14 protein-coding genes are annotated in these 19,388 nt (G+C 67.4%); 4 read left to right on the top strand and 10 right to left on the bottom strand.

Going from position 1 to position 19,388, the window contains the following annotated elements; genetic code table 11:
- Window positions 1-427: 427 nt before the first annotated feature.
- From ACFQ7F_RS30565 to ACFQ7F_RS30525, 9 genes are all read right to left on the bottom strand, one after another.
- Window positions 428-1,393, bottom strand: a complete 966-nt coding sequence (locus ACFQ7F_RS30565; protein WP_383277140.1) for a 4-hydroxy-3-methylbut-2-enyl diphosphate reductase — start codon at window positions 1,391-1,393, stop codon at window positions 428-430.
- The gene (locus tag ACFQ7F_RS30560) at window positions 1,390-1,767 is read right to left on the bottom strand and encodes a hypothetical protein (protein WP_383277137.1); all 378 of its coding nucleotides are present in this window, start codon (window positions 1,765-1,767) and stop codon (window positions 1,390-1,392) included. The genes ACFQ7F_RS30565 and ACFQ7F_RS30560 overlap by 4 nt, the downstream gene beginning before the upstream one ends.
- Window positions 1,764-2,960, bottom strand: a complete 1,197-nt coding sequence (ispG, locus tag ACFQ7F_RS30555) for a flavodoxin-dependent (E)-4-hydroxy-3-methylbut-2-enyl-diphosphate synthase (protein WP_383277134.1) — start codon at window positions 2,958-2,960, stop codon at window positions 1,764-1,766. The genes ACFQ7F_RS30560 and ispG overlap by 4 nt, the downstream gene beginning before the upstream one ends.
- Window positions 2,957-4,831 (bottom strand): 1-deoxy-D-xylulose-5-phosphate synthase, encoded by a 1,875-nt coding sequence (locus tag ACFQ7F_RS30550; RefSeq protein ID WP_383277131.1) that lies wholly within the window; start codon window positions 4,829-4,831, stop codon window positions 2,957-2,959. Before ACFQ7F_RS30550 ends, ispG begins: the two co-directional genes overlap by 4 nt.
- Before the next feature lie 342 nt (window positions 4,832-5,173).
- Window positions 5,174-6,043: an SAM-dependent methyltransferase gene (locus ACFQ7F_RS30545; RefSeq protein WP_383277128.1), complete on the bottom strand. Its 870-nt coding sequence runs from the start codon at window positions 6,041-6,043 to the stop codon at window positions 5,174-5,176.
- Between the two features lie 59 nt (window positions 6,044-6,102).
- A complete protein-coding gene (locus ACFQ7F_RS30540; RefSeq protein WP_383277125.1) occupies window positions 6,103-7,116 on the bottom strand; it encodes a polyprenyl synthetase family protein in 1,014 nt (337 codons plus the stop codon).
- A gap of 123 nt (window positions 7,117-7,239) precedes the next feature.
- Window positions 7,240-8,184: a UbiA family prenyltransferase gene (locus ACFQ7F_RS30535; protein WP_383277122.1), complete on the bottom strand. Its 945-nt coding sequence runs from the start codon at window positions 8,182-8,184 to the stop codon at window positions 7,240-7,242.
- Window positions 8,178-9,200, bottom strand: a complete 1,023-nt coding sequence (locus ACFQ7F_RS30530) for a polyprenyl synthetase family protein (protein ID WP_383277119.1) — start codon at window positions 9,198-9,200, stop codon at window positions 8,178-8,180. The genes ACFQ7F_RS30535 and ACFQ7F_RS30530 overlap by 7 nt, the downstream gene beginning before the upstream one ends.
- A gap of 282 nt (window positions 9,201-9,482) precedes the next feature.
- Window positions 9,483-9,911, bottom strand: a complete 429-nt coding sequence (locus ACFQ7F_RS30525; RefSeq protein WP_383277116.1) for a terpene synthase family protein — start codon at window positions 9,909-9,911, stop codon at window positions 9,483-9,485.
- Between the two features lie 1,962 nt (window positions 9,912-11,873).
- Between ACFQ7F_RS30525 and ACFQ7F_RS30520 the strand changes: the two genes are divergently transcribed.
- The 4 genes from ACFQ7F_RS30520 to ACFQ7F_RS30505 all read left to right on the top strand — a co-directional run bounded on the left by ACFQ7F_RS30520 (window position 11,874) and on the right by ACFQ7F_RS30505 (window position 17,455).
- Window positions 11,874-12,044 (top strand): hypothetical protein, encoded by a 171-nt coding sequence (locus ACFQ7F_RS30520; RefSeq protein ID WP_383277113.1) that lies wholly within the window; start codon window positions 11,874-11,876, stop codon window positions 12,042-12,044.
- Window positions 12,045-12,210: 166 nt separating this feature from the next.
- The gene (locus tag ACFQ7F_RS30515; protein ID WP_383277111.1) at window positions 12,211-13,485 is read left to right on the top strand and encodes an ABC1 kinase family protein; all 1,275 of its coding nucleotides are present in this window, start codon (window positions 12,211-12,213) and stop codon (window positions 13,483-13,485) included.
- A 979-nt stretch (window positions 13,486-14,464) separates the two neighbouring features.
- A complete protein-coding gene (locus ACFQ7F_RS30510; RefSeq protein WP_383277108.1) occupies window positions 14,465-14,845 on the top strand; it encodes a hypothetical protein in 381 nt (126 codons plus the stop codon).
- A 6-nt stretch (window positions 14,846-14,851) separates the two neighbouring features.
- A complete protein-coding gene (locus ACFQ7F_RS30505) occupies window positions 14,852-17,455 on the top strand; it encodes an Hsp70 family protein (protein WP_383277105.1) in 2,604 nt (867 codons plus the stop codon).
- 307 nt (window positions 17,456-17,762) lie between these two features.
- Here the strand turns inward: ACFQ7F_RS30505 and ACFQ7F_RS30500 are convergent, their stop codons facing one another.
- Window positions 17,763-19,097, bottom strand: coding sequence for a hypothetical protein (locus tag ACFQ7F_RS30500; protein WP_383277102.1), 1,335 nt, complete (start codon window positions 19,095-19,097; stop codon window positions 17,763-17,765).
- Window positions 19,098-19,388: the final 291 nt, after the last annotated feature.

The raw sequence follows: 19,388 nt of genomic DNA, 5'->3' as shown, positions 1-19,388 counted from the left end.
GGTCCCGCACAGCGGATGCGCTTCCCGGCCGGCCGGGCGCGGGCGCCCGTCCGGCCGATGCATGGCTAGCGTCCCTGTTCGCCAGGGAGGGAGCGGGTGTAGTCCGGGCGGGGCAATGTGGTCGGCCCGGGCTGGGCAGTTGAGTGAGGCCGACCCCTTGGAATGGACATCCTGACGCTGGGTCTCCAAGGGCCAGGGAGAGTTGTCCGAGTTGGACGCAGTCTTCGTGTCTGTAGGGGTTCGGAAAGGGTTTTCGTCGCGCTGTGGTGTGAGGCGGGCGGCCGATACGTAGGCAGCGGTGCGGCGGCGGCTGCCGAACTTGGGTCCACCGAGGGGTGCTGCGGACGGGGGTTCGCAAGGAGACCGTCCGGGGCACGCCTGAATGGAGTGCGTCTGTGGGTGGCGAGGGTGTGGCCGGGGAGCTGGCTTATTCGTCTGGGTGTTCCGTCTTGGCGCGCAGGTTTTGGCGGAGCTCCTTGGGTGGGGAGAACGCGATCGACTCCGTAGCGGCGGTGACCGTCTCCACGTCTTCCCAGCCGTGCTGGGCCAGCCATGTCAGGACGTCTTGGACGAGGATGTCGGGGACGGAGGCGCCGGAGGTTACGCCGATGGTGGTCACGTCCTTGAGCCAGGCGTCGTCGATGTCCTCGGCGCAGTCGGTCAGGCGGGCGTCGCGGGCGCCGGCCGCCAGGGCCACCTCCACCAGGCGCCGGCAGTTGGAGGAGTTGCGGGAGCCGACGACGAGGACCAGGTCGGCCTCGGCGCCTATCTGTTTGACGGCCTGTTGGCGGTTCTGCGTGGCGTAGCAGATGTCGTCGCTGGGGGGTGAGAGGAGGTGCGGGTAGCGGTCTTTGAGGGCACGGACGGTCTCCATGGTCTCGTCGACGGAGAGGGTCGTCTGGGAGAGCCAGACGACCTTTTCCGGGTCGCGGACTCGGACGTTGTGCACGTCGTCGGGGCCGTCGACGAGCTGGATGTGCTGGGGGGCCTCGCCACTGGTGCCGATGACCTCTTCGTGGCCCTTGTGGCCGATCAGGAGGATGTCGTAGTCCTGCTGGGCGTAGCGGACGGCTTCTTTGTGGACCTTGGTGACCAGGGGGCAGGTCGCGTCGATGGTGGCGAGCCCGCGCTGGGCTGCCTGTTCGTGGACGGTGGGGGCGACGCCGTGCGCGGAGAAGATGACGATGTTGCCCTCGGGGACCTTGTCCGTCTCGTCGACGAAGATCGCGCCCTTGTTCTGCAGGGTCTGTACGACGTACTTGTTGTGGACGATCTCACGCCGGACGTAGACGGGCGGGCCGTACTGCTCCAGGGCCTCCTCGACTGCGGCGATGGCGCGGTCCACACCGGCGCAGCAGCCGCGCGGGGAGGCCAGCAGCACGCGGCGGGTCATGATGCACCTTCCGTGGCCACGGCCGTGATGCATTGCAGGGGGGTGATGGCTGCGGGCGGGCAGGAGGCGTGGTTCATGACGTCGGCGTGGCTGCGGGTGGAGACGTGGGTCAGTGCCGGTCCGTCCGCGGCGCGGCGGTCTGCGGCGGTGTCACCGGCGTCGCGCGCGGTGTGGCGGCCAGCCACGTCCGGCAGAGGGTGCGGCCGCCTGGAGCCGGTGCCCGGGGCATCGAGCGTGCAGGGAACTTCGTCGGGCAGGCGGCGGGTGGCGGGGGTGGGTTCGGCGGTGACGCGGACGTGGTGCGGCAGGGCGTGGGTTGGTGCCGGGACGGCGCCCGGGTTCACGCGCCGGGCGGTCGGGGAGATGGCTTTCATGAGTCGCCTTTCGGTGAGGGTTCGGGCTGTACGGGCTCGGCCGGCTGCGGCGGACCGGCAGGCTGTGCGGGTGGGTTCTGTTGTGCCGGGTCGACGAGATTCAGGGCTTCCGCCAGGAGGGCGTCGACGATGCGGGACTCGGGCACGGTGGTGATGACCTGCCCCTTGCGGAAGATCTGGCCTTTGCCGTTGCCACAGGACACGCCGAGATCGGCTTCGCGGGATTCGCCGGGGCCGTTGACCACACACCCCATCACCGCGACCCGCAGCGGGTACGGGAAACCGTCGAAGGCAGCCTCGACGCGGGCGGCCAGGTTGTGGATGTCGACCTGGAGCCGGCCGCAGCCGGGGCAGGAGACGATTTCCAGCTTGCGGGGGCGCAGACCGAGGGATGCGAGGATGTGGCAGCCTGCCTTGACCTGCTCCACCGGCGGGGCGGACAGGGACACGCGGATGGTGTCGCCGATCCCCTCGGACAGCAGGATTCCCATCGCTACGGCGGATTTGATGGAGCCCTGGAAGGCCGGGCCGGCCTCGGTCACGCCCAGGTGAAGGGGGTAGTCGCAGCGTGCGGCGAGCAGCCGGTTGGCAGCGACCATCACCATCGGATCGTGGTGCTTGACAGCGATCTTGAGGTCGTGGAATCCGTGTTCCTCGAACAGGGAGCACTCCCACAGGGCGGACTCGACCAGTGCCTCAGGAGTGGCCGCACCGTGCTTGGCCAGCAGGCGCCGGTCCAGGGAGCCGGCATTGACCCCGATACGGATCGGCACCCCCGCCGCGGACGCGGCCTGCGCGATCTCCTTGACCCGGTCATCGAATTTCTTGATGTTGCCGGGGTTGACGCGGACGGCGGCGCAGCCGGCATCGATGGCGGCGAAGACGTAGCGGGGCTGGAAGTGGATGTCCGCGATGACCGGGATCGGCGACTTGGCCACGATGGTGGGCAGGGCGAGGGCGTCTTCGTGGGTGGGGACAGCCACGCGGACGATGTCGCAGCCGGCAGCGGTGACCTCGGCGATCTGCTGCAGGGTTGCGTCGATGTCGGTGGTGGGGGTGGTGGTCATGGTCTGGACGGTGACCGGTGCGCCGCCGCCGACGGGCATCGCTCCCACGCTCATGGCACGGGTGCGGCGGCGCACCGGAGTCTGCTGGGGTTTGGGGGCGGGCATGCCGAGGTCGGTGGCGGTCATCGGGGCCTCCGTACGGTGGTTTCGGTGTTGCGGGGCCAGGACCGCGGGCCGGCCTGGGAGCGGCCGATGAGGACGGCGTTGATGATGCCTTCCGGGCTCAGGCCTGACCGCTCCAGGAGGGCGGCGCGGGTGCCGTGGGGAAGGAAGGCCGGCGGCAGGCCGAGGGACAGGACGCGGGTGGTCACCGCGGCGTCCTGGCACGCCTGCATGACGGCGCTGCCCACGCCACCGTGGCGCAGGCCGTCCTCGACGGTCACCACCAGCCGGTGCCGGGCCGCCAGTGTGGTCAGGGCCTCATGGACCGGCAGCACCCAGCGCGGGTCCACGACGGTGCTGCCGATGCCGAGTTCCTCCAGTTCGGCGGCGGCCTCGAGTGCCGCGGCGGCCAGTGGCCCCACCGAGATGATCAGCACCTCCGGGTAGCGGGCGGCGCTGCGGCGCAGGATGTCCAGGCCGCTCATCTGCTCCACCGCCTCGATGTCCTGGCCCGCTGTGGCTTTGGGCAGGCGCAGCGCTGTCGGTCCCGCCTCCCATGCGATGGCCTCGCGCAGCAGCTCGCCCAGCTGGTTCGCGTCCCGGGGTGCGGCGATCTCCAGGCCCGGCACGGCGGAGAGCACGGCCAGGTCCCACATGCCGTGGTGCGAAGGTCCGTCCGGGCCGGTGACCCCTGCGCGGTCCAGGACGAAGGTGACCGGCAGCCGGTGCAGGGCTACATCCATCAGGACCTGGTCGAACGCCCGGTTCAGGAAGGTGGCGTAGACGGCCACCACCGGGTGGTGCCCGCCCATGGCCAGGCCTGCGGCGGAGGTCACCGCGTGCTGTTCGGCGATTCCCACATCGAAGACCCGTTCCGGGAACGCGGCGGCCATCGGGCCTAAGCCGGTTGGCTGCAGCATCGAGGCGGTGAGCGCGACCACTTCGGGGCGCTCGCGGGCCACGGTGAGCAGTTCCCGGCCGAACACTGTCGTCCATGACGGATCCGAGGAGCTGGTGCCGCCTGTGGGCTGCCCAGTGGCGGGCTCGAGGACGCCCACCGCGTGCAGACAGTCCGCCGCATCTGACTCGGCTGGCTCGTATCCCTTGCCTTTGACGGTGCGCACGTGCACCACCACCGGCCGTTGTGTGGCTCGGGCCTGCCGCAGCGCGTTCTCGGTCTCTGGGATGCTGTGCCCATCGACGGGCCCCAAGTAGACAAACCCCAGTTCGGTGAACAGGTTCGGTGATTCGGGCGCGCCACCGCGCTGCTTGAGGAGGTCCAGATGGGCGGCCAGTGCCCCGGTGGTGGGTGCGTAGGAGCGGCCGTTGTCATTGAGTACCACGATCACGGGCCGCTCCTTCGCGGCGCCGAGGTTGTTCAGCGCCTCCCACGCCAGACCGCCCATGAGCGCCCCGTCCCCGATGACCGCCACCACCGCACGATCGCCCTCGCCGGACAGTTGCCGGGCCTTGGCCAGCCCGTCCGCATAGGAAAGGGCCGTGGACGCGTGGGAGTTCTCCACCAGATCATGCTTGGACTCGGTGCGGCACAGGTAGCCGGACAGTCCCCCGGACCGGCGTAGCCCCGCGAACGCCGCCTGCCGCCCCGTCAGGAGTTTGTGGACGTAAGCCTGATGTCCAATGTCGAAGACGAGTGAGTCTCGCGGAGAGTCAAAGATCCGGTGCAGCGCCAGCGTCAGCTCCACCATCCCCAGGTTCGGCCCCAGATGCCCGCCCGTGGCACACACCTTCTCCACCAGGAAGGAACGGATCTTCTCGCTCACTGCCGGCAGCCGCTCGGGCGGCAGGGCGCGCACCTCGGCCGGCGACGTGGGCAGCGATAGGGGCGAAGCGGTTGTGGGAACGGACGCGCCGTCAGACGCTGCGGTGCTCATCAGGGAACTCCTGCCTTGGCAGATCAAATTACGGGCGACCATCGCCCCTTCCGGCCGCCGGTGCCCCGCAGCGCCGGGCCCGCGACCCATGGCCCCGCGCACCCAGCACGCCCTCCCCAGGGGCAGTGGCACCAGCGGCCCGCCCCCAGCGAACCGGCCCTGCGTCCGTTCGAGCGCTCCCCCCTGTGTGATCGCTCAGAACACCGGCCCGGAAGCCTTTCTCGGAGCCCAGCGAAACCCGCCCTGCATGCCGTCGGCCACACCCCCGGCCGTCCGGCGCCGATGTCGGCGTCATGTGGCGTGAGCGCCCCGGCGTGTGAGATCGGCTGCCGTTGTCCAGGCCTAGTCGCCGACGGCGTCGGCGACTATCACCAAGTAGTTCAGTTCGCCGGACCCGTGCCCGTCGAGGAACGCCTGCTCGACTCCTGTCTGGAGGCCGGACTGCGACCTCAACTGCCAGTAGGGGATTGCCTCGGCTGTCAGGTCCAGGACGCTGGAAGGCATGAGGTTGTTGGCGGCCAATGCCCGGAAGTAGGTGCTGCGGCGGTGGATGTGGCACACGTAGTGGCGGTCGATGTATTCCACGGCCTCGCTCCGGGCTGACACGGCGTCGTTCGCGCACCAGGTGACGCACACGTAGCGGCCTCCTGGGCGCAGGAGCCGGGCGAACTCGGCGAATCCTTCCTCCAGGTCGATGTACATCGTGGTCTCGTTGGTGACGACTGCGTCGAACGACCCCGTGGGCATGCCGGTGTCGGTCATGTTGCCGTACTGGAAGGAGACCTTCTCGTCCCAGCCGCGCTCGCGCCCGATACGTTCGGCGAATTCGATGTGGTGGGAGCAGAAGTTGACTCCGACCGTCGAACAGCCGAACTGCCGGTTGATGAGGTACGACGTACCTCCGCGCCCTGACCCACCGTCCATCACACGCGCTTGGGGCGAGAGCGGTGCCAGCCCCTGCAGTACGAGCTCGACCTGCTCGGTCTCCATGCGATGCATCTCGGCGAGGATCGCCTTCTCCCGGGACGTTTCGGGGAGGTCGAGAACGGCGGGGTTGAACCCGCCGACGGCGAAGTGGTGGTGGTAGAGACCGTCCTCCTCGCCGAGGAGGAGGTTGATCGGGTCGTGGGTCTTGTTGTCCCAGTCAGCCTGCGACCGACGCTCGTAGTCGGTGCGTGCTGCAGGGGTGGCTGCTTCTTCGCGGATGGTCATAGCCGTCCGCTCCTTCCCTATGCGTCTTCTTTCCGGGGGTGTATCGGGCAGAGCGTGGTTCAGGTCGTGCGATGGACGATGAGGGGGAACATGGCGCGCAGTTCGTCCGTGCTGGTGGCCGTCAGTTCGGCCCGGTCCAGGTGGTCGAGTGCCAGGCCGAGGTGGTGGCGGGACCGGTCCTGAGCCGCGTGGCGTCCGCCGGCCTGCTCGATGAGGTCGGCCATCTCCTCCAAGTGCGCCGAGGCGGTCTCGGGGCGGTCCCATAGGCGACGCAGCTGGGCGGCCGCGGGTCCGTCGGTGGCCGCGGCGGTCAGGACAGGCAGGGTCAGGTTGCGGCGCGCGAGATCACCGCGCGCGGGCTTGCCGGTGACGGCGGGGTCGCCCCAGATGTCCTCGACGTCATTGGCCGCCTGCCAGGCGATGCCGAGGTGGCGGCCGGCGCCGCGCAACGCCTCCAGCGTGGCCTCGGGCGACTTAGCCCGGATCGCGGCCGCAGTGAGGGAGCATTCCAGCAGGGCGCTCGTTTTCTGCACGGCGACCAGCTCGTACTGCGCGACGTTCGCGGTGGGGCCCATGAGGAGGGTCAGCTCGCCTGCCTGTCCGGCGAGCACCAGGCCAATCGCGTCGGCGAACGATCGCGCCTGCCGGTTCTCGCCATCCAGGACCATCCGCAGACCGGCGGCCTGCATAGCGTCCCCCGCCAGGACCGCCAGCGGCACACCGAATGCCGCCCAGGCGGACGACCTGCCCCGGCGCGTGCGGTCGTCATCGATGATGTCGTCATGCAGGAGGGTCGAGTTGTGCAGCATTTCAACGGCGGTGGCCTCGATCCCCATGTGCTCCGGCGGGACGTCGAGGCCGGCCGCGGCCGCCATGACGAGGCTGGCCCGCACCAGCTTGCTCGTGCCGGCCCCGGTGCGGACGTCGGTAAGGCCGAGGTGGTGAAGGCACACGCAGGCCAGGTCCGGTTGCAGCGCCCGGACTTGCTCGTTGACCATGGGCCAGACGATGGTGCGCGCGATCTCGAGCGAGGGAAGCAGCTCTAGTTTGACGGGTACGGCGGGCGTGGTCATGGTGATCCTCTCGGGCCACAGGGTCTTGGTCCTGGGCGCGTCGACGGCCGTGCCAGCACGGCGGGCCTTGTGTCTTGGGGGGATGTGTCGTCGACTTGGGTCCTCCGCTGTGACGAAGGGCCGTCAGGCTCGCGCCAACAGGAGCGGAGCGGTTGCGAAGGTGAGCCCCCAGGTCACGTAGAACAGCTGATAGGTGAACCGGTCGGCGGAATGACCGTGCCGAAGCAGTGCCCGCGCGGCACAGGTCCAGGACAGTGCTCCGAGCACCGCCGCGCAGACGATGCCCTTCCAGTCGCCGGCGCCCGACGCGCGGGCCAGGGTGAAATAGAACGCGAAGGGCAACAGGACCATGAGGGTGGCGAACCAGCGGCACACGAGGGTCGGGCCTACCACCAGGGCCAAGGTGCGGCGTCCGACGGCGCGGTCGCCCTCCATGTCGCGTACGTCCTCGTAGATCAAGGCGAGCGGAAAGTACACCGCCACGAAGGCAAGCCACATCCACGCGGTGGAGTCGATCGGGGCCAGGAGCGCCCATCCGCTGGCGGGAGGGAAGAGCGCGCCCGAGGTGTTGAAAGCCGGCTTGTACCAGATGTAGTGGCGAGGTGAGCCCCAGCGGTAATACAGGAACACGGCGACGGCCCACAGCAGCGTCCATTGCCACACGCCGAAGACCCAACCGGCCAGGAGGTAGACCGTCGTGATCAACCAGTAGCGGCGTGCGAGGCCGTGCGCGGTGGCCAGACCCGCTGGAATGGGGCGATATGGCTTGTTGTACGCGTCTTCTGTGCCGGAGTGCACCTGGTTCGAGCAGTCGTTGATGTAGACGGCCAGCAGCCCGAGCGCGACCGCTTGGCTGACGCCGACCAGTCGCACCTCGGCGGGCAGGCCGTAACGGGTCCCGGCGGCAACCGCGAACAGGACGGTCGGCAGGACTGAGACCAGCAGGTTGTCGGCGATCATGCGCCGGGTCAGATCCGCCTCATGGCGCAGCCAGCGGGCGGCGGAGCGCAGACCCGGCATACGGCGTCGCTCGCGGGTGGTGGCGCCGGGCGTCTCGTTGGTCACCATGCGCGATCCACCATCGTGGCGCCGATGGCCCGCAGGGGGGCGGTCTGTTGGGGGTCAAGCCCACAGTCCTCGAGGTGTCCCTCCGCGTCGGCAAGCGCAACGAGTGCAACCGTCCTGCTGACGTCGCCGGCACCGGCCTGCTCGATGGCGCGGGCGCACTCGGCCACCTGCTCGTCGCTCGGCGGCCCGGTGCTGCGGTAGAGGTCCTGGAGCGATTCAGCGGCCGGACCCGAGCAGGACCAAGCAGCAAGGACGGGATAGGTCCACTTGCGTCGGCGCAGATCTGCGCCGACCGGTTTACCCACGATCGCCGGGTCACCGAAGATCCCGAGGAGATCATCGGTGATTTGGAAGGCCAGCCCTAGGCACCGCCCGAAGCGGTCCATCCGGGCAACGAGTTCGGGGGACCCGCCGGCCGCGGCGGCGCCCAGCGAGCAGGCCGCGCTCATCAGCGCTCCGGTCTTGAGCTCGGCCATCAGCAGGTAGTCCTCAGTGCTCAGGTCGCGTCGCGTTTCGTACGCGACGTCCAGCGCCTCACCCCGGATCAGATCCTGGACCGCCCCGCACAGGCGGCCGACGAGGGCCCCATCGTCGAGGCACGTCAGCGCCAGCGCCAGCAGAGAGTCGCCGCACAGCAGCGCTGCCGACGCCCCGAACTGTGTCCACACTGCGGGGCGGCCGCGCCGCTGCTGATCCTGGTCGATCACGTCGTCGTGGACGATGCAGAAGTTGTGCACCAGCTCCACGGCGGCGGCCACCTGGTCGAGTCGGTCGGATGTTTCTCCGGCCGCCAGTGCCGCGGCGTAGACGAGAGCGGGCCGCAGCCCTTTGCCGGCAAGCCCGCCGGCGACCGGGTTCCCCTCGGCATCGCTCCAGCCGAAATGAAACGTCGCCCAACGACGTTGCTCGGGCGGAAGGCTGTGCACCTGGGACCGCAGTGCCGGAAACACCCGCCGCCGCGCCTGCGATTGCATTTCTTCCGCGAGTGAATCGAAGTTCGGCCTGTACTGGCTCATGAACCGATACCTCCTGTGGGAACGCACTCCTACGCGTTGCACCGATGTACGGATGCACGGGTGTGTCGCTCGACGGTTGGAACCCCTCAGGAACTCGGCCTCGGTGAGCGGATCGAAGGCGGAGAAGGGGTAGTGCCCGGTGGCCAGCACGAACCAGCACGGGATCCCTGATGCGCAGGCGGTAGCCCGATCGACGGAGGCCAAAGGCGGTCTGACGGGCCGAGGCGATCGCGAAGCAGACAGCGCACAAGGCCCGGCTGCAGGCCGATCCGACGAAGGCCGCTACCGTAATCGGGTCCCGGGAAACAACGCCTCGCGCTGCTCGACCAGTTCGCCTCGGACAGCGCTGCGGACCGGACCGGCGAGACGTTTCACCATCAGGACCACTGCCTGGAGCAGCGCGCAGCCGGGTGGCTGCTGAAGGATGCGCACAAGGCCGCGGATACCTCCCGCCACCTGTTCCTTGGCTGCGGAGAAGCCACCGTCAATCCAGGAGCAGATGTCGGCGGTGGCATCAACCAACTGCCGGACCAGGCAGGAGTTGTACCTGGACCGGGGCAGCTGTGCTGACACCGACAGCTCTGCCAGGTAGGTCTGGCATGGCGTAGCTGCGCGGAAGCGCCGGGTGGCGCAGTAGTCCTTCAGCTCACGCGTGACGTGCTGCTCCCGGTTCACTGCCTCGACGGCCGGCAAACCCAAGGTGGCCAGCAAGAACCTCCTCGGCACCGCACCGGCGGTCGGATTTCCGTCAGCAGGCCACCGGCCGAAGTTGTACCTGCAGACGTGGTTCGGACGGCGGTGCATCGTGCCCACTACGTCACGCAGGAAGGGGAAGTTGCACTCTCCGGCCCGTGCCGACTGGGCCGCTGCCACTACAGACGTGGGCATTTCCGTCAATGTGATACCTCCTGGCAGCCTGAACGATTCTGCCGACTGCCTGTTGCCTGGAGATGAGTGGGAGCCGTGGCGTCGCACCACCGACTTAGACGAGGCATGCTCACTTCACTCGCCGCGCCGCAGCACCACGAGTAGGTGATTCTGCGGATCAATTGCCGTCCTGGCTGACCGTGCTCAAGCCGAGCCAACAGCGCTCAAGACTGAAGATGATCGGATCGCATGCTTATCCGACTATGCAGCTTCACGTTAGGGAACGTCCGAGGTCCGCGCCAAGGGCCACCGAGGGGCGCCAAGGGGCACCAAGGGGACAGGCAAGGGTTGTGGTTGCCACTGGTGCACCCCGGCACAGGGCGCACCTGTGGTTGCCACTGGTGCGCCCCGGCACAGGGCGCACACGGCTTGCGATTGTTGCCTGTCGGACTACCTAACGCCGTGAGACAGGGGGTTGTCGGTTCACAATCAACGTGGTCAGCTCGAAAAGGCAGCTACTTCGCCGTCCTGTCCGACGGCACAGGAGATCGCCGGCCCCTCGCGTCGTACGAATCCGAAATGGCGTCGACCACGGCCGCCACCGGTCGCATCCCAGGAAGAGGCGATACATGTGGTCCAGGCCCCGAGGACTCTTCTTCTGGCTTTGCCTGATCATCGTGCTTTTCGCCGTTGCAACTGAACCAGTCGGCTTCGCCCACCTCATCGGCGCTGTCGTCCGGAGTGTGTTGGCGTTCTTTGACGGTCTGCACACGTTTCTCGACACTGTCAGATCATCTCGGTCCAGACCTCCGTCCTCCCCGTAGCTCGCAGTTGAACCCGGCCATGACAGGTCCTGGCCGCTGGCGAAAGGAGTACGCATGCGCACCCTGTTGGCGGTACTCGCACTGTGTGCGCTGGGCGCACTCGGGGTGGGCTGCAGTGTGCGCCTGCCGGACGTCTCCGTAGAGGTGCCGTCTCCGAGTTGGGCCCCAACTACCGTTCCTCCTCGGCACGAGGTGCCAACACCGGCCCGTCCGCACCATGAAGCGGACCCGGGAGCGGGCCGGCAGGAAACGAGACCAAAGGCACGTCGCAACACCATGCCCTCGCCTGCAGAATCTGCTGCAGACGCGCTTGTGCCATCGCGCGCCCCCTACGGCCCGTCCACGGAGGCTGGCCAGCCGAACCCAGGAGCCGGCAACGCAATGACTCCTGGCTGCTCCGCCCCCTCCCCCACCCCCTCTGCAGCTCCGGTACAGCCCAGTCCGTCTGATGTCAGTGCGGCGCCTGACGGATGGCCTCTGCCAACGGCCGCGGAATCCGCACCGCTCGGTGTCGTCGACGGTCAGCCAGAAGCCCCATAGAAGCGGCAGCGTTGGTGGCAAGGCGTACGGCAACCCCCGTCGACACCGCTGCCTCCCCGCTCCACCTCGGCCGAACGATCTACGGCCTCAGCCCTGTCGCCTGCCTCACCCCGTCGAGACGCCTCCCGCCGCGAACAGACAAAGCACCCCCTCCTGACGGCTCTCCTTCGACGCGCACACGTACTTGATTAATGCCGTTCACCGGTCGCCTATTCGAGAGCCGACAGGGAGCCGACGAACCGACCCGAATAACATTTCGCATCAAGAAACACCCCTTCACCGGGTGACAGGTGCCGGGCAATACAATTCCCGAGAATTCACACATAGCAAGTCGGCCATCGGGAAATACTTTCCCAACACCCAGAAATCGCGCCGAAACACATCGGCACATCAGGGAGGATTCAAGAAAATGGGCAGGAATAAGACTCTCGGAAGTGATCTCGTGAACGTGCTGGACGACACCAGCAAAACCACACTCAAGGCCCTGCGCCGGAACACGGGAGGAAAGAAGGATAAGAATAACTCCAAGAAGCGGCTGCGGCGCATCGAGTTGCAGATGGAGCAGCTTACGCAGCTGGTTCTCCAGAACGCCAACCAAAACTCGACAAAGTAGCCGGATGCGGCCTCGCCGCAGGAGGCCAATTATGACGCCGTCCCGTGGCCAAGCACCACTCGGTACGGTCGTCCGCACGGGCTGCAGGGAGGTTGCCGGAAGCGTACGCCGACGCCTGAAGCATTCAGCGCCGGAGCGGCAACCTCGTGCAGTAACGCTTCGACAGATGTTTGAATCCATGGGCCCGCTGTACATCAAGGTGGGACAGATTTTAGCTACGCGCCCCGACCTTGTTTCGGAAGAGATACGTAACGAGCTCGCGCGCCTCAACGACGCGACCGAGTCACAACCATTCGAAGAGTTCGAACCTGTACTCGTCGACGAACTCGGTGCGGACTGGCGGTCACACTTCGCCTCGATCGACACCCAGCAGCCGCTCGGCTCCGCCTCGTTGGCCCAGGTCTACCGCGCCACTCTCCGCGACGGCAGTCCGTGCGTGATCAAGGTGCAGCGGCCGGAGGCCCGTGAGGCCGTTGAGCGAGACATGAAGACGCTGCGTCGCGTGGTCGGGGTCATCGCTCGGCTGATCCCCCGGTTCAACGAACTGGTGGACCTGCGGGCGATGGTGGAGCTCCTCTTCGATGTCATGCGGGACGAACTGGACTTCACACGCGAAGCGTCGAACATGAAGAAGGCCCGTAAAGCAGTCAGAGGCTACAAGCGGATCAGCGTTCCCAAAGCGCTGATCGCCAGACCACGCGTCCTCGTCCAGACGCTGGCAGAGGGCGTAGCGATCAACAAGATCGGACCTGACGATCTCACCTCCAAACAGCGCAAAAAGCTCGCATACGAACTCATGGACTTCATGCTGACTTCCTACTTGATCAGCGGTAGATTCCATGCGGACCCACACCCTGGCAACATTCTGGTGGACCAAAATGGGATGGCACACATCATCGACTGGGGCATGGTGGGTGCCATCGACCGCAGCACCCAGCATTCCTTTCTCGGTATCTTTCTCGGGCTTGCAGCCAACGATGGAGAAATAGCGGCCGCCAACTGGATCAGCCTTGGATTCCCTACCTCCAAGGCGCAGATGCGTGGATTCGCTCGAGATGTATCGCGTATTATCCCGAGATGGTCCGATGCCACTCTTGAGGAACTCAACTACGGTGTAGCCCTGCTCAGCGTTCTCAGATTCTCCACTCGGCGAAAAATTCAGACTGCCCCGGTAATCTCTGTTCTCGGAAAGTCGTTGGCCAACATGGAAGGTTCAGTGCGCTGCATTTACCCTCAGCTCAAACTCAGCAAATGCATCACTGGCCTGCTGAGCAGGGTCTCCCTGCACCTTCTCTCCACCAGCATGCACCCTGAAATCATCGCGACTCGCATCACAGGAGCACTCCGTGCGGGAGAAACAAGCGGCCTCCAGCTGCAGGCCCTGCTAGACGACCTGTCAGCCGGGGGTTTGAGGGTGCGCGCCCGCACCGCCCTCAGCTGACCCCCAGGAACTGCCGATTAACACCTCCTCGACTCCTGACGCTTGCCCGCCCCGCAGGATGCAAGTGGGTGGGCTGGGGCTGGCGGAAATGTCTGAGTTGTTGCTGTCGCATCTGATTGAGCGGCAGCAACAGCTACCGCCTCTGGGGCTGCTGCTCGCGCGCGGGACCGTGGCGGCACTCGCCTGGTTACTGTTTCTGCGGGGTGGCGGAGCCCACGGTGTCGCGCGGGCTGCGTGAACGGAACGCGATGAGGAACCCGAGCAGGTTCTCACTTCCACCAGACTGACGTCGCCGCCGCCACGACCGTTCCGGCGGCGAACCCGGTCATCGCAGCCCGCAGAAAACGAAGCCTGCCGATGGTCGGCCATCCTGCGGATTGCCGACCGCACCGACAACTGTCCGACGAATCGTGCGCCGAACTCTCCAACCAGTACGCACCTGACAACTCGGCGAGCACCGCTTCGACCTGTTCTCCTTCGTGCTCCACACCCACATCAACGCGCCCCGGCTGAAGCAGCAACGGCGAGTGACATCACAAATCATCACGACTATTCACGCAGTGACGCGCATATCGACTCCCCAACACACCGCGAAACGACTCCCGCCCAGTACCTGAATTAGAAGGCCCGTACATGGGAGCGGTGGCCAGTGGTTGCTGTCGATCTGGCGGCGGCCTGACGCTCGTGGGGCCAGCTCGGGGTCGTCGGGGTTACAGACGAGGCATGCCGCAGTGCCGACGCCGTGCGGCTGATGGAGCTCTTCGATCTGTCCAACCTCTCCGCCACCGGCTACGTCCTGTCGGCGCACCCGGACAGGAAGCAGGGCCCCATCGCCCCCTAGCCTCCGCAGGAGCCCGGATCGCAAGGTGAAGAGCCTGCGCCTGCGCGACTCTGACCATCGGATCTTTCCGGACCAGTCCCCCACCAGGCCCGGCGTCGCTAGAGTTCCCTCGACGCGTGGGTGAACGGGGGTGGCGTCATGGGGACCAGGACGATTCCGGTCGTGCTCGTACTCGACACAGGCGACGGCGACGAAGATTATGCCGAGGAGCAACTGCAGCATCTGATTGCCGAGTTGAGCGAGCTGGACCTCGACAGCATCGACCGGGTGACGCAGGGCCCGCCACCACCGGGCAGCCGCTCCACGGAAGCCGTACAGCTGGGCGCACTCATCCTGGGCCTGGGCGGCAGCGGCGCCCTGCTCCCGGTGCTCGCCGCCGTTGTCCAGGACTGGCTGAACCGGCGCCGCTCGGGCAGCGTCCGGCTGAAGATCGGCGAGGACGAGATCGAGCTGACCGGTGTGAGCGACGAGGTGCAGCGGCGTGCCCTGGAGGAGTTCCTCCGCCGTCACGGGGACTGAGCAGCCGTGGCGAGCCGCGCCCTGATCATCGCCAACAGCACATACGACGACGGCCACTTCGCCACGCTCCCGGCGGCTACTGCGGACGCCGCCGCCCTCGCGGAGGTACTCGGCGCCCCTGACATCGGCGGCTTCGAGGTCGAGACGCTCATCGACGTGCCCCAGCGTCCCGCGATGCGCGCCCTGGAATCCTTCTTCACCAAGGCCGCCCGCGACGATCTGCTCCTGCTCTACCTGTCCCTGCACGGCTGGAAGGACACGAGGGGCCGCCTGCACTTCATCATGCGGGACACCGAACTCGACTACCTCCGCGCGACAGCCGTTCCCGCGGAGGTCCTCGGCGACTGGATGGGTGCGAGCCGCTCCCGCCGCATCGTGGTCCTCTTGGACTGTTGCTACAGCGGCGCGTTCCCCATGAACGCCCTGCGCCGGCACGCCGGGACGCCCACGGTGGATGTGGCCGAGCCCTTCGCGGGCAACGGCCGGGTGGTCTTGACCGCCTCGACGGCTCTCCAGTACGCCTACGAGGGCGAGCGCGAGCTCCGCCACAGCCGTGCCCCGGCTCAGCCGTCCGTGTTCACCTCGGCGGTGGTGGGCGGCCTGCGCGACGGCTCCGCCGACCTCGACGGCGACGGACTCGTCTCCGTTGAGGAGCTCTATGACTACGTCCACGAGCAGGTACGCAACCGCATCGTCAGCCAGACCCCCACCCTCAGTGTGGACAGCGCCCAGGGCACGATCTACCTGGCTCGCAGTCCCCGCCACGTGGACGTCGACCGCCTGGTCGAGATGCGAGCGGCAGCCCTGGATCCCCAGCCGTGGAAGCGCATCGGCTCCCTCCACCTGGTCGAGCAACTCCTCGGCAGCGTCCGCGAACCCACCCGGGAGGCGGCCCGCGCCTCGCTCCTCGGCCTGATCGCCGACGCGGACCGCGAAGTGGCCCGTAGGGCAAGGCAGTTGTGGCACGAGCGAGGCATGGGCGAGATCCCCACAGCCCGCGCACCCCGCCCGGCCGCATCCCGCCCGCCCATCGCTGACTTCGGCTACGGCCACGGCCCGGTGGGGGGCATCGATTTCGGTACGACGAACTCGGCGATCGCCCTGTTCGAGGGCGAGGACGTCCGTCTGATCCCCAACGCCGAAGGCGCGCTGACGACACCCAGCCTGGTGGCCATCACCGAGACCGGCGACATCCTGGTGGGCACGCCCGCCAAGCGCCAGGCGATCACCAACCCCGACTACACGATCCGCTCGGCGAAGCTGAAGCTGGGCACGGACTGGAGCATCACTCGGGGCACGGTCCGCCTGACGGCGGAGGACGTGGCGGAACACATCCTGCGGCGGCTGCGGGAGGACGTGGAGGCGTATGCCGGGCGGCCGCTGCACGCCGCCACGCTCACCGTCCCGGCCAACTTCGACCTGGACCAGCGGGCGGCACTGGTGGAGGCCGCCGACCGGGCGGGGATCCTCGCCTGGCGGGTCATCAACGAGCCGACGGCTGCGGCGATGACGTACGGACTGGGCCACGACGCGGACAACTGGGTGACCGTCCTCATCTTCGACCTGGGCGGCGGCACCCTGGACGTCTCACTGATCGAGGTGAGCGACGGGGTCGTCGAGGTGAAGGCGACCTCGGGCGACAACCGCCTCGGCGGCGACGACTGGGACCGGCGGATCGTCCAGCACCTCCTGCGCCGAGTGTGGGATCGGTACCGGGTGGGTCTCGGCGAAAGCGTCGAAGCGATGCAGCGACTTCAAGCGGCGGCCGAGATGGCGAAGATCGAACTGTCGTCGGCGAGCACCACGACCATCACGCTGCCCTACCTCACCACCTCTGAGGGCACCCCGGTGCACCTCGAGGAGACCCTGACCCGCCGGGAGTTCGAGTCCATGACGAAGGATCTTCTCGAGCGCTGCCGCAAACCGGTGGAACGGGCACTCCGGGACGCCGGCATCCGGCAGTCCGACCTGAATCAGGTGATCCTGACCGGCGGCGCCACCCGGATGCCCGCGATCGGCGAGCTGATGAGCAAGATCATAGACGGCAGACAGCCCTACCGCGGCCTGATCCCAGAGGGGATCGTCACCGGAGCCGCCCTCCAGAGCGGCGTCCTCACCGGAGGCCACAAGGACACATTCCTCCTCGACGTCTGCTCGGCCTCGCTCGGCCTGGAGACCTCCGCTGGAATCATGACGAAGGTGATCGAGCGGAACACGACCATCCCGACCAAGCGCAGCGAGGTCTTCGTCACCAAGGCTAAGAACCAGACGACCCTGGTCGTGCACATCCTCGAAGGGGAGCGTGAGCGAGCCTCGGACAACAGATCACTCGCCGTCCTCGAACTCACCGATCTGCCACGCCACCCCAAGGGCACGCCACTGGTCGAAGTGAACTTCGACATCGACGCCAACGGAATCCTGCATGTCGAAGCCAAGGAACTCCAGGTCGCCGACTCAGCGGCCGCATTCACTGGCCGAACGTGCTCGACCACCGTAAACCGCCCCACCACCGCCCATGCCACCTCCCTGGTCCGTTCCCCCCGCTGGCAGTCCCTCCGCGCTCTCGTCCCCGGCGTCCAGCCACCGCCCGCCGAGCGCCCGGAATCCTGAAACCCACCGCAGCGTCCCCTGCCTGAACGGCAAGGTCACCGGGAATTGGGGCAAGGCGCCCGCGATAGTCCCGTACGTCGTGGCGTACCTCAGCGTGGGGCGAGCGACACTTGTCCGGTTCAACTGATCACGAAGCTGGATGCTGCCCGTCGACACAGCTTGACTTCCCCATTGGGAAGCCACTCTGAGCGTCACAGTTGGCCGGGGCAGCGACCGGTTCGGGTAGTGGATTGCGGTTCTATTCGCGTCTGCCGCATGGCTCGGGCACCGGATTGGTCCCGGTTCAACCTCAGCGGTTCGCACTTCGTCACGTAGTGGACAGGCTCCATGCTCCGGCCGAGCGCACCTGGTAGTAGCCGCGGCCCGGCCACTGGAACGTATGCTCCCCGGCGCGGCCCTCGGTCACCGTCACCCAGTAGGCGAGGCGGTCGTCCAGCGCCTCCAACTGGATCAGGCTCGGCCCCGCGTAGTGCAGGACGCCCGGGCCCGGTTCCCCTCGGTAGTGCACGACATCCGATCCGGTCCCGTTGGTCTCGTTGCGGAAGCGCGGGACTTCTCGCAGCGGGGCCGCAGTCGCCGTCCACGCCTCCCGTTCGCCGGCGGCAAATACACGGAAGGCGATTGCCTTGTTCCCTTCCGGCAGCGGAATCCGGGCGGTGATGGGGGCGCCGTCACCGGACAGCCGGTACAGGCGTGAGGAACGCCCCTTCCTGCCGCCCTCGAAGCGTAGGTGAACCCCTGCCTGCCCCTTGGTCGAGAAGACCATCACGGCCGGGCGGTACGACGGCATTTTCAGCTGATGGGTCTGCTCGCCGCTGCCTCCCTGCCCGCTGACCTGTAGCTGGGGCACACACGTCGGCGTCGTCGGGCCAGGCTCGGCCCCGCGTGGCTGTGTGCGGATTCCGCTGCCCGGGCCCGGCTGTCTCGGAGTACTTGGGCTCGCGTTCTCCGTCAGGCGGACCGCGTCCGCTGCGCATACGGCGATGTTGCGGGCGGCACCCCCGGGAGGCGCCCAACTGACCAGCCGGGCAGCCCGACCGTGCCGGCCGTCGAAAAAACACAGCGGCATGTGCTCCGGCAGCGGTCGGCCGGCGATCAAGGCATCCACACAAGCCAGCGCGTGCCTGCCCTCGTCCAGCGTGCGCAGGACATCGAGTGCGTCAGCCCGCATCCGGTCGCCGGCGACGCCCCCCTTTGCCTGGTCGTATGCGTCGAGGGCACGCGCCAGCTCGGCCCGCATCTCATCGGTGGCGCCGGGCTGGCCGGGGCGGAAGGCATGGACGTCCAGAGCCTCACCGAAGGCGGTGATCTCGGCCTCGATCTCGGCGAGCGCCGACTCGTCGCGTCCGCGCCATGGCCACAATCGGCGGAGCCCCCCCCCTCTACGCATGGCCGTAGTCATGCCGCACGGCCCGGCAGGCACGTCCTGAGGCCGGCGGCTGAGTACGGAACGGCCCACTGAAGGGCTGAGCCGCTGCACGAGCGTAGGGAACAGGTAGTGCGTCGCCTCTGCGGCGAGGTGTTCTTGGAGCCAGTCGACCGGGAGACGCTGACTGAAGCCGTGCATGGCGGCCTCTTTGGCCAGGTGCAGGAGCTGCGCGGTGTCGACTGCTCGGACGGTGCGGGGAAGGGGCGGGGGCATGTCGAGATGATGCCAAGAGGCCTCCGCGGGCCGAGAGGCCAGCTGGGTCGGGATGCGATCTGTCTACGGGCAGGACCCCCAGACTTCCTCGAACTCCTCGGAGGTCAAGTCTCACGGTGATGCCGTATCCGACATCCGCCCGACATCGACCATGAGATTCCGACACGGAAAATGAGGCCCTACAGCGGCCCACACCCCTACCGCTTCATTGTGATAGCCGCTCTTAACGGCTGGGAACCGACGGATACCCCAGACCAGTCGAGCACAGTGCTATCCCACGCCCCAGACCGT

The sequence above is a fragment of the Streptomyces sp. NPDC056486 genome (assembly GCF_042795295.1).
GTDB lineage: Bacteria > Actinomycetota > Actinomycetes > Streptomycetales > Streptomycetaceae > Streptomyces.
This window is presented reverse-complemented; position numbering and strand designations above follow the sequence as displayed.